General features: G+C 48.4%; 15 protein-coding genes. 9 read left to right on the forward strand and 6 right to left on the reverse strand.

The window, feature by feature from the left end; all coding sequences use genetic code 11:
* Positions 1–9 precede the first annotated feature (9 nt).
* The 8 genes from BM091_RS01070 to BM091_RS01105 all read left to right on the forward strand — a co-directional run bounded on the left by BM091_RS01070 (position 10) and on the right by BM091_RS01105 (position 8,403).
* On the forward strand, positions 10–225 hold the full coding sequence (locus BM091_RS01070; protein WP_093392790.1) for an acyl-CoA carboxylase biotin carboxyl carrier protein subunit: 216 nt from the start codon (positions 10–12) through the stop codon (positions 223–225).
* A gap of 21 nt (positions 226–246) precedes the next feature.
* Positions 247–1,404 (forward strand): glutaryl-CoA dehydrogenase Acd, encoded by a 1,158-nt coding sequence (gene acd / locus BM091_RS01075; protein ID WP_093392792.1) that lies wholly within the window; start codon positions 247–249, stop codon positions 1,402–1,404.
* A 17-nt stretch (positions 1,405–1,421) separates the two neighbouring features.
* Positions 1,422–2,978 (forward strand): acyl-CoA carboxylase subunit beta, encoded by a 1,557-nt coding sequence (locus BM091_RS01080; RefSeq protein WP_093392794.1) that lies wholly within the window; start codon positions 1,422–1,424, stop codon positions 2,976–2,978.
* 159 nt (positions 2,979–3,137) lie between these two features.
* The gene (locus BM091_RS01085; RefSeq protein ID WP_093392795.1) at positions 3,138–5,234 is read left to right on the forward strand and encodes a TRAP transporter permease; all 2,097 of its coding nucleotides are present in this window, start codon (positions 3,138–3,140) and stop codon (positions 5,232–5,234) included.
* Positions 5,215–6,225, forward strand: coding sequence for a TAXI family TRAP transporter solute-binding subunit (locus BM091_RS01090; RefSeq protein ID WP_093392797.1), 1,011 nt, complete (start codon positions 5,215–5,217; stop codon positions 6,223–6,225). Before BM091_RS01085 ends, BM091_RS01090 begins: the two co-directional genes overlap by 20 nt.
* A gap of 16 nt (positions 6,226–6,241) precedes the next feature.
* Complete coding sequence (locus BM091_RS01095; RefSeq protein ID WP_093392799.1) at positions 6,242–6,640, forward strand: hypothetical protein; 399 nt, start codon at positions 6,242–6,244, stop codon at positions 6,638–6,640.
* An 85-nt stretch (positions 6,641–6,725) separates the two neighbouring features.
* Positions 6,726–7,505 carry a hypothetical protein gene (locus tag BM091_RS01100; RefSeq protein ID WP_093392800.1) on the forward strand — a complete coding sequence of 260 codons (780 nt, stop codon included), beginning with the start codon at positions 6,726–6,728 and terminating at the stop codon, positions 7,503–7,505.
* Positions 7,506–7,524: 19 nt separating this feature from the next.
* Positions 7,525–8,403 carry a DUF350 domain-containing protein gene (locus tag BM091_RS01105; protein ID WP_093392802.1) on the forward strand — a complete coding sequence of 293 codons (879 nt, stop codon included), beginning with the start codon at positions 7,525–7,527 and terminating at the stop codon, positions 8,401–8,403.
* On the opposite strand, the gene BM091_RS01110 is transcribed toward BM091_RS01105, so the two are convergent.
* The 6 genes from BM091_RS01110 to BM091_RS01135 form a co-directional block, all read right to left on the reverse strand.
* On the reverse strand, positions 8,400–8,903 hold the full coding sequence (locus BM091_RS01110; protein WP_093392804.1) for a GreA/GreB family elongation factor: 504 nt from the start codon (positions 8,901–8,903) through the stop codon (positions 8,400–8,402). The genes BM091_RS01105 and BM091_RS01110 overlap by 4 nt on opposite strands.
* Positions 8,890–9,426 (reverse strand): NUDIX hydrolase, encoded by a 537-nt coding sequence (locus BM091_RS01115; protein ID WP_093392805.1) that lies wholly within the window; start codon positions 9,424–9,426, stop codon positions 8,890–8,892. The genes BM091_RS01110 and BM091_RS01115 overlap by 14 nt, the downstream gene beginning before the upstream one ends.
* Positions 9,427–9,621: 195 nt before the next feature.
* A complete protein-coding gene (locus BM091_RS01120) occupies positions 9,622–10,419 on the reverse strand; it encodes an ABC transporter ATP-binding protein (RefSeq protein WP_093392807.1) in 798 nt (265 codons plus the stop codon).
* A gap of 1 nt (position 10,420) precedes the next feature.
* Positions 10,421–11,311: an ABC transporter permease gene (locus tag BM091_RS01125; protein ID WP_093392809.1), complete on the reverse strand. Its 891-nt coding sequence runs from the start codon at positions 11,309–11,311 to the stop codon at positions 10,421–10,423.
* Positions 11,312–11,396: 85 nt separating this feature from the next.
* Positions 11,397–12,383 carry an ABC transporter substrate-binding protein gene (locus BM091_RS01130; protein ID WP_093392811.1) on the reverse strand — a complete coding sequence of 329 codons (987 nt, stop codon included), beginning with the start codon at positions 12,381–12,383 and terminating at the stop codon, positions 11,397–11,399.
* A 37-nt stretch (positions 12,384–12,420) separates the two neighbouring features.
* On the reverse strand, positions 12,421–13,269 hold the full coding sequence (locus BM091_RS01135; protein ID WP_093392812.1) for a glycosyltransferase: 849 nt from the start codon (positions 13,267–13,269) through the stop codon (positions 12,421–12,423).
* Positions 13,270–13,301: 32 nt separating this feature from the next.
* Between BM091_RS01135 and coaE the strand changes: the two genes are divergently transcribed.
* Positions 13,302–13,934: a dephospho-CoA kinase gene (gene coaE / locus BM091_RS01140; RefSeq protein ID WP_093392814.1), complete on the forward strand. Its 633-nt coding sequence runs from the start codon at positions 13,302–13,304 to the stop codon at positions 13,932–13,934.
* Positions 13,935–13,936: the final 2 nt, after the last annotated feature.

Genomic DNA, 13,936 nt, shown 5'->3' on the forward strand with positions numbered 1-13,936 from the left:
AGGCAAGCAATGGCTGAAGAGGTAAGAGCTCCAATGGTGGGGAAGATAGTAAAGATACTGGTAAAGCCCGGTGATCGGGTTGAGGAAGATCAGGAAATTATGGTCATGGAGTCGATGAAGCTTGAGAGCAGCATCTTTGCACCCTGCAGCGGTGTGGTCAAAGAAATCAAAGTATCGGAAGGGGATCGGATTGAAGAAGACGATCTCCTTGCGGTCATAGAATAGTAACACCGGGAGGTCGGGGATATGAATTTTGAACTTACAGAAGAACAGAGGATGGTTCAGGAGCAGGCCCGGCGTTTTGCCGAGCAGGAGATTCTTCCGAATCTTGAGAAGGAAGAGGCGAACCACGAGTTCGTCCGGGAACGCGTGAAGAAAATGGGTGAGCTGGGTTTTTTCGGCTGCTGCATTCCCGAAGAGTATGGCGGTAACGGCATGGGCTTCATGGAATCGGTTCTGATGACGGAACAGATCGCCTGTGTATCTCCTTCATGGAGGCTGCCTTTCAATATGCAGAACATAGGCCCTGCTCTTACGGTCTATCAATTCGGTACGGAAGAGCAAAAGAGAAAGTACATTCCGGGATGGGTTTCCGGGGAAAAGATAGGGTTTTTCGCAATCACCGAGCCGAATGCGGGATCGGATGTTGCGGGAATGAGAACCACTGCGAGGGAAGACGGAGATTCCTGGGTTCTGACCGGGCAGAAGATGTGGATTACCAACGCTCCCATTGGCGACGTGGGCCTGGTTTACGCCTATACGGACAAAGAAAAAAAATATAAGGGGATGACCTGCTTCATCGTTGACATAAGAAATACCCCCGGGATCGAAACACGAGAAATAGAAACCAAGCTGGGGCTTCCCTGCTCGCCTACAGGAGAAATAATTTTCGACGAAGCAAGGATTCCAAAGGATGCCGTGCTGGGTCAGGTGGGGGAAGGATTTAAGATCTGCATGTGGATGCTTAACAACACCAGGTTGAGCTGTGCTGCGGGAGCCCTTGGAGTTGCAGGAGCATGTCTGGAACATGCTATCAAATATGCAAACGAGCGGACTCAGTTCGGTCAGCCGATATCACGCTTCCAGATGATTCAGTCTCAGATTGCCGAAATGGTTGCCGAACACGAGGCGGCAAAGCTCCTCGTGTATCAGGCTGCATATCTTAAAGACCAGGGCAAGCCCAACCAGCTACAGACTTCTATCGCCAAGTATTATGCCTCGGAAGTAGCCGTCAAAGCGGCAAACGAAGCAATGAAGATTTTCGGCTCCTACGGTTTTTCTCTTGAATATCCCATCGCCCGCTTTTTCCGGGACGTAAAGTCTTATCAGATTGTTGAGGGAACCTCTAACATTCAAAAGCTAATCATCGCCGGCATAGCCCTGGGTCATCAGCCCAATCGATAGAACAGAGGGGAGGAACCATGGCAAAAGAATGGAAGGAGTTAATAGCGGAGCTTGAAGCCGAAAAGGAAAGGCTCCGTCAAGGGGGCGGTAAGGAGCTTCAGGAAAAGGAACATGCCAAGGGTAAGCTCACCGCAAGGGAGAGAATAAATCTTCTGTGCGATCCCGGTACTTTTGAAGAATACGATCTCTTTGCGAAACACATAGGCAGAGATTACGGCCTGGACAAAAAGGAGCTGCCTGCGGACGGCGTAATAATCGGTTTCGGAAAGGTAAACGGCCGCGGTTGTATGCTCTACGTGGAAGATTTTACCGTGGTTGCCGGAACCTTTGGAGAACGCCACGGGAAGAAGATCTGCAAAATAATCGACATGGCCAGGACTTACGGTTATCCGGTGGTGGGAATAAACGATTCCGGCGGGGCACGGGTTACGGAGCAGATGGGAGCACTCTCTCAATACGGCCAGCTCTTCTACCGCCATGTACAGGCATCAGGCGTGGTGCCTCAGATTGCTCTGATTATGGGGCCTGTTGCCGGAGGCCAGGCTTACTCACCTGCTCTCATGGATTTCATCTTTATGGTCGACAAAACCAGTTCCATGTTCATCGCCGGCCCTCCTCTGGTAGAAGCTGTGGTTTACGAGAAAACGGACGAGCAGTCACTGGGCGGCCCTGATGTACATGCCCGAATTACCGGCGTTTCCGACGGAACCTGGAAAGACGACCGGGAATGCCTCGAAATGACAAGGCGGCTTCTTTCATACCTTCCTCTCAACAACAAAGAACGCCCGCCCTATGTAGAACCCGACGACTCTCCTGATCGAACGACAGAGGAGCTGGAAAATATCATTCCCACGGATCAGAAGAAGCTCTATGACATGCATCGGGTAATCGAGGTGATTTTCGATCGAGGTTCCTTCTTCGAACTGAAGAAAGAATTCGCCAAAAACATAATAATCGGCTTTGCGAGACTGAACGGCCATGTCGTAGGGGTTGTCGCAAATAATCCCGTGAAGTATAATGGAGCTTTAGACTACAACGCTGCAGACAAAGGATCCAGATTCATAAGATTTTGCAACGCCTTCAACATTCCTCTGATTAACCTTCAGGACGTGCCGGGCTTTCTGATCGGAACGAAGTCAGAACATAATGCCATAATAAGACACGGTGCCAAGATGCTCTACGCCTACGGCGAGGCAACGGTACCCAAGATCACCTGCGTTCTAAGAAAGGCCTATGCGGGCGGCTACCTGGCAATGTGCAGTAAAGATCTGGGGGCCGATGTCGTGTATGCACTCCCCACGGCCGAAATATGCCTCATGGGGCCTCAGGGCGCCGTGAATATACTGTTCCGAAAAGAGATCGCAGCGGCGGAGAATCCCGAGGAAGTGAGGGCAAAGAGAGAAGCGGAATTCATGGAAAAGTACGTTAATCCCACTTATGCTGCAGGGCTACAGCACATTGACGACATCATAACCCCTGCTGAAGTTCGTGCTCGCCTCATCCGGGCACTGGAGATGACCCTTAACAAGGTTGAAAAATCTCCCGATCGAAAACACGGCATTACTCCCGTCTGAGAATTCTTCCTCCATTGAAGTCCAATCACATTTGATCTTGTTCAATTCGACCGAACTGTTGTAGAAGGTAGGAGGCATCCACAGGTTGCCTCCTCCTTCTGGGTTTGGGTACGAAACGGGAACCCACAGCCGATTTACAATTAGGTACGGAGTTCTCCTATGGAAAAGATCATACGACGTTTTTCATCGATTCTGGCGCTTATAGCAGCCCTTTACAGTTTGTACTGGGTTATCCATCCCCATACGCCTATGGCCCGCTTTCATGTACTCGTGCTTGATATAACCCAGGTCAGTCGGGCCACTCATGTGTTTTTTCTCGTACTGGTCGGATACCTTTTATCCTGGGAGAAAGGAAGAACTCGCATAACGCCGGGAAGTGCTCTGCTTTTCTGCTTATCCCTTGTACCTCTCTATGCCTTTCTTCAACTGAGAATGCCCGTTTTTTATAAAGCACTGGCGCTGATTTACTGGGCGGTAGCGATATTGCCCACGGTTGTGCCGGGTATAAGAAGATTTTGTGACATTGCCGCTGCCCTGCTTTGTGTAGTTCCTTACCTGTACCAGGTTTTGAATTTTGAAGAACTCATCGAGAGGGCAATGTTTCCCGAGCATGCCGATCTGGTTATGGGCATAGGTCTTGTGTACCTGGTACTGGGCCTTGTTTATCGTTTTACAGGATCCGTGCTGCCAATACTTGTTCTGTTTTTCTTTGCCTACAATCTCCACGGGAGGAAATTCCCGGGAGTCTTTGCTCACGCTCCTTTTCCGGTGGATCTTCTTATAGGAAAGCTCTATTGCGAGACCGAAGCCGGGCTTTTCGGAATAATAACGGGAGTGTCCATGAAGTACCTGGTGTACTTCACGATTCTCGGAGGTATCGTGGCGGCACTCCAGATCGGGAAAATTCTGGCAAACATATCGGCCATAGCCGTTGGGAAAGGGCCTGATGGGCCTGCCAGGGTTACGAGCGTGGCATCTATTTTTATGGGTATGTTCAGCGGGTCGGGTGCTGCCGACACCCAGTTCGTAAGCACGATAGTCAGGCCCATGTACGAGAGAGCCGGCTACGACCGTCTGGTTGCTGCAGGTGTTGCCGCTACGGCGGGAACCATTGCAATGGTAACTCCACCCATCCTGGGCTCGATGGCCTTTATCATGGTTGAAATCCTTTCAATACCCTATCTCTGGGTATGCATTATGGCTCTCGGCCCTATGGTCATGTACCTCGTGGCAATTCTTGCATACAATGCTTTTTACGTTCGCAAAGAAGGAATTAAATCCGTTGAAGTGCGTGAAGACCTGAACCGCTCTTATCTTTTTAGATATTCCTACATCTTTGTTCCCATTTTTGTAATTATTGCCTGCATATATCTGGGCTATCCCGTGTCTGCCGCTGTAACTTCGGCAATCTTCCTGTTCATAATCTTCGGCTATATAGATAAAACCGTTCGCCCGAAAAGCTTCAAGGTCATCCTAAACGGTTTGGCCTCAGGCTTTGAACATCTCATCCCTATCGGAATTGCCGTTGTTGCAGCCAATATCATAATGACCCTTATGGTTATCACCGGTCTGCCTTCGAAGTTCTCTCAGTTCCTGCTACAGCTATCGGCACAAAACCTCATCATAGCCACCGTTTTCGCCGCAATTTTCACTCTTATTATGGGAATGGGGGTGCCTCCGACGGCGACTTACGTTATCTCGTCCTCTCTTACCGCTCCGGCAATTCAGCAGATAGCCGTGGCAAACGGTGTCCCTTCAGATGCCGCTCTGCTTGCAACCCACATGTTCCTTATGTATTATGCAATTCTTGCGGATGTAACACCGCCGGTTGCTTTGTCCGGGTATGCTGCTGCATCGGTCTTCGGAACACACCCGCTGAAAACGGGAGTTTATGCGGCCAAGGTTGCTCTTCCAAAGTACATCTTCGGGTTCTCTTTCATACTCTCCTATTACGGTACGGCTCTCCTTGCCATGCCTATGGTCGTGCACGAAGGCCTTTCACACAGCTGGCTATCCATCCTGAGCAGATACGCTCTCGTAGCAGTTGCAGTGGTTCTTATGAGTGCTGCCACGGTTGGTTACACGAGAAGAACTCTCAGTCGAATCGAATCGGTCGTACTCTTTTTGGCTTCTCTGCTGGTGTTCTACCCGGATCTGATAACCGGTGCAATAGGAGTAATAGTAGGGGCATGGTTTTTCATTAAAAGGTCGAACCCTTCGGAAAAGGAGGAGTATCATGAAGCAGGCGTTTCGTAAGCTTACCATTCTGATTTTCGCTCTAACTCTGGTGGCCGGATTTTCTCAGGCCGAAGCATCCAAGGTCAGGCTTGTTATCGGAACGGGAGGCCTTGGAGGTGTCTATTACTACTACGGCACCACCGTGGCCGAAATAATCTCAAAGGCCGGAGAATTTGAAGCAACGGCCATGCAGACCGCGGCATCGGTTGATAACCTTCAGTTAATCCAGAAACGGACGGATCCCGAAGGTAATGTATATTATCTTGCCTGTGTGCTACCCGATTCGGCATATCTTGCCTACACGGGTCAGCACGAAAAATTCAAGGATCAACCGGCAAAAGACGTGAGAATTCTCTGGACCATGTATCCCAACTACCTGCACATCGTTACCAAGGAGGGCTCGGGAATTGAGACCGTCGCCGACCTCAAGGGTAAGAGGGTTTCCACCGGTGCTCCGGGTTCTGGAACGGAAGTAGAGGCTTTCATGGTTCTTGAAGCTGCCGGTATAAGTACATCTGACTTCGCAAAACACGAGCGACTTGGGGCTTCCGAATCTGCCGAGGCTCTTTCGGCCGGTACCATCGACGCGTACTTCTGGTCCGGAGGTCTTCCCACATCGTCAATAACCGAGCTTGCCACCACGCTTAAACGCAAGGGCTCGAAGATAAAGCTGATAGGCCTGCCTGCCGACGGCGACATTGTTAAAAACATAGCCAGCAAGTTTCCCGGAGTTTGTGAACCTGCCACTATCGCAGCATCCGTCTACGGAACTTCCGAAGATACGCCGACTCTTGCATTCTGGAACCTTTTCATGGGACCCGCTTCTCTCCCCGAAGAGGTGGCTTACAAGATCACCAAAACCGTTTTCGAGAAACTGGAAGAACTCCACAGCGCTGTTAAACCGTCCAAAGCAACCACGCCCGAAAATGCTGTCAAATTCGTAGGCGGAACGATACCCTATCATCCCGGAAGTCTGAAGTACTTCAAGGAAATCGGAGTACTGAAGTAAAGAAAGCGGGGTCAGAATGAAAAAGCAGGCACGCCGGCTTGTTGCGCTTCTAATTGTGTCGCTGGCGTGTCTGCCCAGAATCGTTGAAATTGATCAGGATGACAGAACCGGGCTCATCCTGGTTTGGCCCTGGAGTTCAGGTTTTGTTGAATTCGTTAACTCCGTAACGGGCGGAAGGGTTCTCATATCATTTAAACCGGTCTGGAAATTCTCACATTTCCGTGCCTACACCGATGACAGTACTGAAAATTATTATACATCGGGCACATACGAATGGAACGGTCTTCTGGGCACAGAGTCGGAATCCGAGTTAAGATATTGTTCCATTCAGGGCATTCGCTTCAAGCTCGGGTCCTTTGAACAGGAAGTCATAAACGGTTGCCTTAGGGCCAGGATAGTATGGCCGCCCTTTTAGCTTCGTTAATTGTTTGACTTAGAAAAAATCCGCCGGTAGGATTGACTTCGCGTTATCCTGCGGGTTTGTTCGAGGGAGACATTCGGTGAATCGCTTCGTTAAATTCGCTGTTTTGTCGATTGTATTGGTTTTCCTTCTTGCGGCCTGTGGCGAAGGGCCCACATCCACGCTGGAAAAGCTGAAAAAAGAGCTGGATAGATATCCTGAATTTTCCGTAATTCTTGCGGACATGAAAGACGAGGGGCTCTTTTTCAAAGAATATTATCATCTTTACCATATCGTTTATCTCGAGAATAATCCCGATAATCCGGAGCGTCCAAAGGTATTCCAGAAAGTCTCTCCCTGGTACAGAGTTGACGAAGTATTGTACTACAAGTATCGACCATGTCTCGGCATGACCATCCTTTCCAAAAAAAAGGATGGAACCATAAGTGATGTCCCGGAACCACCGGGATATCAATTTGTGGGGGATACCAGATTTGGTAGATGGGTTACCGATCCCTCCGGTCACAGGATCTGGGAGTGGTTTGCCGGATATCTGATCCTATCAACGCTGGCGGAAACTACCGGTGAAATAGTCGAAGAAGCGATAAAATCTCGCCATCGTATCCGATACGAGGACTGGAGCACCTATACTGTTTATAGCAAGCGAGGCAGGCCTTACTACGGTCCAAGGGATCCTCAAGGCCGACCAACTTACGGAACTCGAGGCAGTTACACACAAACCAAATACGGAGACTCTTTTTTTAAAAGACAGCAGGCCAGAATGGCTGCCAGGAAATCATCCTTTGAACAGAAGGTAACAAGCAGATACGGTCGCACTCGCTCATCGGCATTTTCCAGGAGCTCTTTCAGAGGAAAGTAAGGTTAAAAGGAGTAGCATTATGGATGGAGCGGGCTTCGCCGGATGGCTAAAAATCTTAGGAGGTTGGAGTGCAGTTGCGGCGGGTTTGCTTCTGGGAACCATCGCACTTCTAATAATCGGTCGAGGAATATTCGTTCTCATCTATCCGGGTTGTAACATCAGAAAAGAACTCGTAGAAAAGGACAATCTTGCTCTGGCATTGACCCTAGCAGGTTATATTCTGGGACTTGCCATTGCTCTTGGCGGTTCCTTAATAGGCCCTTCCTTAACCGTAAAACAAACTTTTTACGATCTTTTGATATACGGACCTCTTGCTCTTTTCATGATGATACTGTCTCACATAATTAACGACAGGGTCATACTCCGACATTTCGACAATAAGAAAGAGATAATAGAAGATCAAAACAGCGGTACCGGAATTGTCGTAGCCGGCAATCATGTTGCGATGGGGCTTGTGGTTTTTGGAGCCCTCTCCGGAGAAGGCTCGCTTGTGACTGCCCTCGTCTTCTGGTTGCTCGGCCAGTTAGCGCTTGTTCTCGTTACTTTGTTTTACAATGCCATATTACCATTTGATTTACATAAGGAGATAGAAAGAGACAATGTGGCCGTTGGGGTGGCTTTCTCTGGAGTGCTGGTTGCAACAGGTAATATCGTGAGATACGCAATTCAAGGTGATTTTGTTTCCTGGGAACAGGATCTCATATTTTTCGGCGGGGTTATGGTATTTGGAGCAATTGCTCTGCCTCTGGCACGCTTCGTTGTCGATAAGTTTATTCTCATAGGCAGGAACCTGACAGACGAGCTTGTAAATCAGGAAAAACCCAACATAGGAGCCGGAGCAATAGAAGCCATTGTTTATGTCGCCCTTTCATTTCTAATCGGATGGAGCCTTCACTAGCATTCGTTGGGGCAGGAAGTATCCGGGACATTTATGGAACAGATTTTATAATGTCTGATGCCCGCCGGTGTTTCCACAAAGACTTCTTCGCCTTCGAATTTCCCTAAAAGAGCCCGTCCCACGGGGGAGTCTGAGGCAAGTTTGCCATTAGAAACATCAGACTCGTAGGGTCCAACCAGGCAATAGGTCGTTCTTTCACCCGTCTCAACATTTTCTATCTCAACGACGGTTCCAATAAAGACCCGCTTACAGTAAAAGGTGGATCCAACCAGCACCTCGCTTTTTTCGATTTTACTCTCCAGTTCATGTATCTTGCGCTGCAACATCAACTGGCGTTCCCTGGCGTTAATATACTGAAGATTATGGACATTTACTCCAAAGGCACGAGCCTCCTGAAGCTCCTCAATAACCTGAGGTCTTACTACATGATAGAGATGATTAAGCTTATCAATCAGTCTCAAGAAGCCCTCACGGGTGATGATTACCTTATCCACCGGCATTTCCCACTCCAACAAAGAGGCTGAAAATGGCAATAATGGTTTTACCGTCTTTCACGGCACCTGATTTTATCATATCCAGAGCTTCTCTTAAATGAACAATTTCCACAGAGGAAATCTCGTCCTCATCAAGAGGTTCGCACAATTTCTTCAGGTTCCTTGCCAGGAAGATGTCTATCACCTCATTTGAATAGGCAACTGCAGGATAAAAGGATATAAGCGGGGTCAAATCTTCGGCCGTATAACCCGTTTCCTCTTTTAATTCTCTCAGTACCGCATCATACAGAGATTCGTTGCGATCGACTTTCCCTGCCGGAATCTCAAGGGTATCTTTACCCAGAGCATACCTGTATTGCCTTACCATGAGGATTCGTTCTTCATCAATAAGGGGAATCACAGCAACAGCTCTGGGATGATCTATTCTAATTCTTCTGGAAATCCTACCGGTCTTAAGGATGACCTCATCAAGGTGCACCGTAAAATTGGGCACAGTCAGAACCCCTAAAGTATCAACGAACTTTTCCATTCTATCTCTCCGAAGTTATTAAGCTGATCGTGATTTCCAGAACTTAACCTCTGCTACAACAGTTTTCCATTTCCGATTACGGAACCCGAAGGCCACAGGTTTCTCCGTATTCACCCTCTCTTACTATGTTTTCTTTCACCATTTTTGATCTGTAAACATAACCCAACTCATCGCCCTTTACTGAAAGTAAAGCGGCTACTCCACAAGGAGCATACGATCCTCGGAAAATCTTTCACGCCGGATGGAACTGAACCGGTCCAGAAGGTCTTTTACCGTGAGCCGGCTTTTTTCTTCTCCGGAAATGTCGAAGACTACTTTCCCTCTGTCCATCATAATGAGGCGATTTCCCATTTCTATCGCATGGTTCATGTTATGAGTCACCATGATGGCGCAGAGATTCATATCCCTTATTATCCTGTCGGTGAGGATGAGAACCTGTTCGGCGGTCTTGGGGTCCAGAGCAGCCGTGTGCTCGTCAAGAAGTAAAAGTTGAGGTTTTCTAAGAGTTGCCATAAGCAGAGTTAGACACTGCCTCTGGCCGCCTGAAAGTACATCCACTTTGTCCTTCAGGCGATGTTCCAGACCAAGCCCCAGAATGCTCAATCTCTTCGTAAAAAACTTCCTATCTTTTTCAGAAATGCCTCTGCGAATTCTTCTGCCAAGTCCGCGTCTGTAAGCGATAGCAAGGTTCTCTTCGATGGTCATGGATCCACAGGTGCCCATAAAGGGATTCTGGAATACCCGGGCAATAAACCGAGCCCTCATGTACTCCGGCCAGCCGGTAATATCCTCACCGGACAGAACTATTTTACCACTGTCGGGCGTGTAAGTACCTGCAATCAGATTCAACAGAGTGGACTTACCGGCACCGTTACTTCCGATGACGGTTATGAATTCACCCTTTCCCACATAGAGGGTTATCTCATCAATGGCCCTGATTTCGTTGACCGTGCCTCGGTTGAAGGTTTTCGAGAGACTTACCAGTTCCAGCATTTTAACGACCTCTCAGGATCTTCTGTCTCATGAAGGGCACCAGCAGACAAAGCACCACAAGAAGGGCCGTTACAAGGTTCAAATCGCTCGGAGTAAGCCTCAAGAACCCCACGTTGTAAGAAAGAGCCACGGCAATGATTATCCTGTAAAGCACAGATCCGACCAGAGCACTCCAGGTTTGTTGCTTCACGGTATGAGTGCCGATTATGCTTTCCCCCAGTATAATAGAGGCCAGGCCGGCCACTATGGTTCCTATGCCCATACCAACATCGGCGAATCCCTGACTCTGAGCAACCAGCGCTCCGGACAGGGCTACCAGCGAGTTGGAAAGGCTGACACCGATGATTATCATCCGATCTGTATTTATGCCCTGGCTTCGGGCCATCTGAGCATTATCACCTGTAGCGCGGATCGACAGGCCCAGTTCCGTATGAAGAAACAGATCCAGCAAGTACTTGAATGCCATTGCTGCAATTGCAAATAAAATGACGGTAACGATCTGCCGGGGCAAGCCTGTAAATTCGAAAAAATCGAATATTGTTGGGGCATTAAGTAATGTAATATTTGGCCGGCCCATTACGCGGATATTTATCGAATAAAGGCCTGTCATGGTAATTATGCTGGCCAGAAGGCTCATAATCTTGAGCCTTGTTGCCAGTATTGCAGTGGTTGCACCTGCAAGTGCTCCTGCCGCCAGGGCAGCCAGTAGAGACCAAAGGGGATGGAAACCAGCCGTAACCATTGCCGCAGAAACGGCGGCTCCAAGCGGGAGGGATCCATCCACCGTAAGATCGGGAAAGTCGAGGACCCTGAAGGTTATGTAAACCCCTAACACCATAAGACCGTAAACACAGCCCTGTTCAATCGCGCCCAGAAAGGCATAACCCGTCATCTAATACTACAACCCCCTTACACAAAATTAACGCGTGGAGCCATGCTCCACGCGCCTTGATCTCAAACCGGCTCAACCCGTAGTATTATTTAACCGCAGGATATACTACATCGGCTCGTGAAACAACACTTTCAGGAAGCTTAACGCCCATTTTCTCTGCTGCTTCCTTATTTATTACCAACTTAAGCTCTTTCAGAGTCTCGACGGGCATATCTCCGGGATTTGCCCCTTTCAGAATTCGGTACGCCATCTCACCAGTCTGCCGTCCGAGCCTGTAATAATCTATCCCCAGGGCTGCTATTGCTCCTCTGGGCACGGAATCGATATCGGCGGCAAACAGAGGAATTTTGTTATCTTCACAGACCTTTACAACGGCTTCCAGGGCAGAAACCACCGTATTGTCGGTGGGAATATGTATTGCATCGACCTTTCCAACCAGGCTACTTGCCGCAAGCATTACACCACTGGAATTTGTAACCGTAGCTTCCACCACCTCTATCCCCATTCCGGAGGCAACTTCTTTGATTTCCCTTACCGAGGCCCGGGAATTATCCTCACCGGAATTATATATTACCCCCAGCCGCCGGAGGCCCGGCAAAATCTCACGCTCCAGCTCAAGCTGTCTATCCACAGGGCTCTTATCCGTGGTCCCCGTAACATTTCCTCCGGGACGCTCAAGGCTTTTCACCAGGCCTGCCCCAACGGGATCGGTAATAGCCGCAATTAAGACAGGAATATCTTTGGTCGCATTTACAACGGCCTGAGCAGTAGGAGTGGCTATGGCAAGAATCATATCGACCTTCTTACCCACAAGGTTCTTTGCTATAGCATTTGCCGTTGCCATATTACCCTGAGCGATTTGAATATCATATTTTACATTTTCCCCTTCAACGTATCCGTGATCACGGAGTGCATCAATAAAACCCTGACGGGTGGCATCAAGAGCCGGATGTTCCACGATTTGCGTAATTCCTATGGTAATCACTTTACCGGCATAACAACAGCTCGAAAGAAAAACTCCGGTCAGAAATACCAGCAGGCCCAAAGTTGTAATAGCTTTTCTGAGCTTCATTTTGTCACCTCCTGTAAGGTATTTATCCAATCTGCCTTTACAATATTTTCCATCCCCACTTGTGAAAGTATTTTAAAGCGGAGATCATATTATAAAACATCAGACGCACATTCCGCGTCATAGCCCGATTCCAGTCGTGGACAACCTCAAAGTCGGGCAAAAAGGTAACATCACCTCTCATCGCAAGCCGTCTGGACAGATCATAATCTTCGTAATAAAGAAAGAACCTCTCATCAAATCCACCAACATCCCTGAGGATATCGCTCCGACACCACATGCAGCACCCGGTAACCGGGAAGACGTTTTTATGGATCCGACACATATCGAGATGCTGACATTCGTAATTGCGATACCGAGAAAGATTTCTCAGAGAAGGTATAAATATTCCTGCGAACCGCAAAAAGACGTCAAAAAGGGTGGGCTCCTTACGGAGAAGATACTGAGGGGTTCCATCGGCAAAGGTTACCCTGGGTGTTATGAGAACCGTTTCAGGGTTTCGTTCCGAATATTCCCAGCATACTGAGAAAGCCCTATCCTTTACATATACATCGGGATTAAGAATAACGTGATAGGGATAGGTATGATGCCATATCACCAGATTGTGTCCTGCTCCGTAGCCGACATTTCTTCCTACCACATGGATGCTCCAGGAATGACCACCATCGTTATTTCCAAAATAGTGCTTTTTGAGTATCCCCGTCAAAAGACCGTGATCCAGAGCAGGAACACTATTATCGACTATGAAAAGGTGAGAGCTACGAAAACACTCCCTGCTATCTGACACCTCCAGAGCTCTTCTCAAACACTCCAACGCCCGTATGAGCTTGCGAAAATCCGGCTTATAGAGCACAATTGAGATTGCAATACCGTTATTCCGTGAACCCATCTTACGAGCCGTTCCTTTCAGGGAGAATTGAAATGGCGTATCCCAGGATTGCTCTAACGGGGGGCATTGCTTCCGGAAAGTCCACCGTGTCCTCGATGTTAAAGGAATTGGGCTGTGAAATCATTGACGCAGACCAAATCGCCCGAGAAATAATCCAGCCCGGAACCAATTGCTGGAAAAGGCTTCGTGAATTGCTCGGACCAGCGGCATTTTCCGAGAACGGCAGCTTAAAGCGCATGGAACTACGAATGAAAATCGCAAAGGACCCCGAGCTCAGAAAGCGAATCAATGCCATCACTCACCCCTACATTATAGAAAGCATGGAAGAAACATGGAGAAAACACATTACGAGCCATCCCGAAAGGATTGTCATCTTCGACATTCCATTACTTTTCGAATCCCGAAGGAGTGATTCATTCAACTTCATAATCGTCGTTTATGTGCCCCCGGAGGTACAAATCGCCCGCCTTATTAAAAGGGACAGAATCTCTTACGACGAAGCTGCTAAAATGATTGACATGCAAATACCCATAAACGAAAAGGCCCGCCGTGCTGACTGGATCATCGATAACAGTGGTTCTTTCGAACAAACGAAGAAACAGGTCCACCAACTCTGGGAACATCTTAAAACAATATGGTCACCCATCAAAGAAGGCCTTTCATGAAT

Origin of the sequence: Thermodesulforhabdus norvegica (assembly GCF_900114975.1) — a bacterium.
Taxonomy (GTDB): Bacteria; Desulfobacterota; Syntrophobacteria; order Syntrophobacterales; family Thermodesulforhabdaceae; genus Thermodesulforhabdus; species Thermodesulforhabdus norvegica.

Bases quoted from the DNA above. Each gene is read 5' to 3' on its own strand.
- BM091_RS01070 (WP_093392790.1), top strand. From the start codon at position 10: ATGGCTGAAGAGGTAAGAGCTCCAATGGTGGGGAAGATAGTAAAGATA.
- BM091_RS01095 (WP_093392799.1), top strand. From the start codon at position 6,242: ATGAAAAAGCAGGCACGCCGGCTTGTTGCGCTTCTAATTGTGTCGCTG.
- BM091_RS01130 (WP_093392811.1), bottom strand. From the start codon at position 12,383: ATGAAGCTCAGAAAAGCTATTACAACTTTGGGCCTGCTGGTATTTCTG.
- BM091_RS01110 (WP_093392804.1), bottom strand. From the start codon at position 8,903: ATGCCGGTGGATAAGGTAATCATCACCCGTGAGGGCTTCTTGAGACTG.
- coaE (WP_093392814.1), top strand. From the start codon at position 13,302: ATGGCGTATCCCAGGATTGCTCTAACGGGGGGCATTGCTTCCGGAAAG.
- BM091_RS01105 (WP_093392802.1), top strand. From the start codon at position 7,525: ATGGATGGAGCGGGCTTCGCCGGATGGCTAAAAATCTTAGGAGGTTGG.
- BM091_RS01080 (WP_093392794.1), top strand. From the start codon at position 1,422: ATGGCAAAAGAATGGAAGGAGTTAATAGCGGAGCTTGAAGCCGAAAAG.
- BM091_RS01120 (WP_093392807.1), bottom strand. From the start codon at position 10,419: ATGCTGGAACTGGTAAGTCTCTCGAAAACCTTCAACCGAGGCACGGTC.
- BM091_RS01085 (WP_093392795.1), top strand. From the start codon at position 3,138: ATGGAAAAGATCATACGACGTTTTTCATCGATTCTGGCGCTTATAGCA.
- acd (WP_093392792.1), top strand. From the start codon at position 247: ATGAATTTTGAACTTACAGAAGAACAGAGGATGGTTCAGGAGCAGGCC.
- BM091_RS01125 (WP_093392809.1), bottom strand. From the start codon at position 11,311: ATGACGGGTTATGCCTTTCTGGGCGCGATTGAACAGGGCTGTGTTTAC.
- BM091_RS01135 (WP_093392812.1), bottom strand. From the start codon at position 13,269: ATGGGTTCACGGAATAACGGTATTGCAATCTCAATTGTGCTCTATAAG.
- BM091_RS01090 (WP_093392797.1), top strand. From the start codon at position 5,215: ATGAAGCAGGCGTTTCGTAAGCTTACCATTCTGATTTTCGCTCTAACT.
- BM091_RS01115 (WP_093392805.1), bottom strand. From the start codon at position 9,426: ATGGAAAAGTTCGTTGATACTTTAGGGGTTCTGACTGTGCCCAATTTT.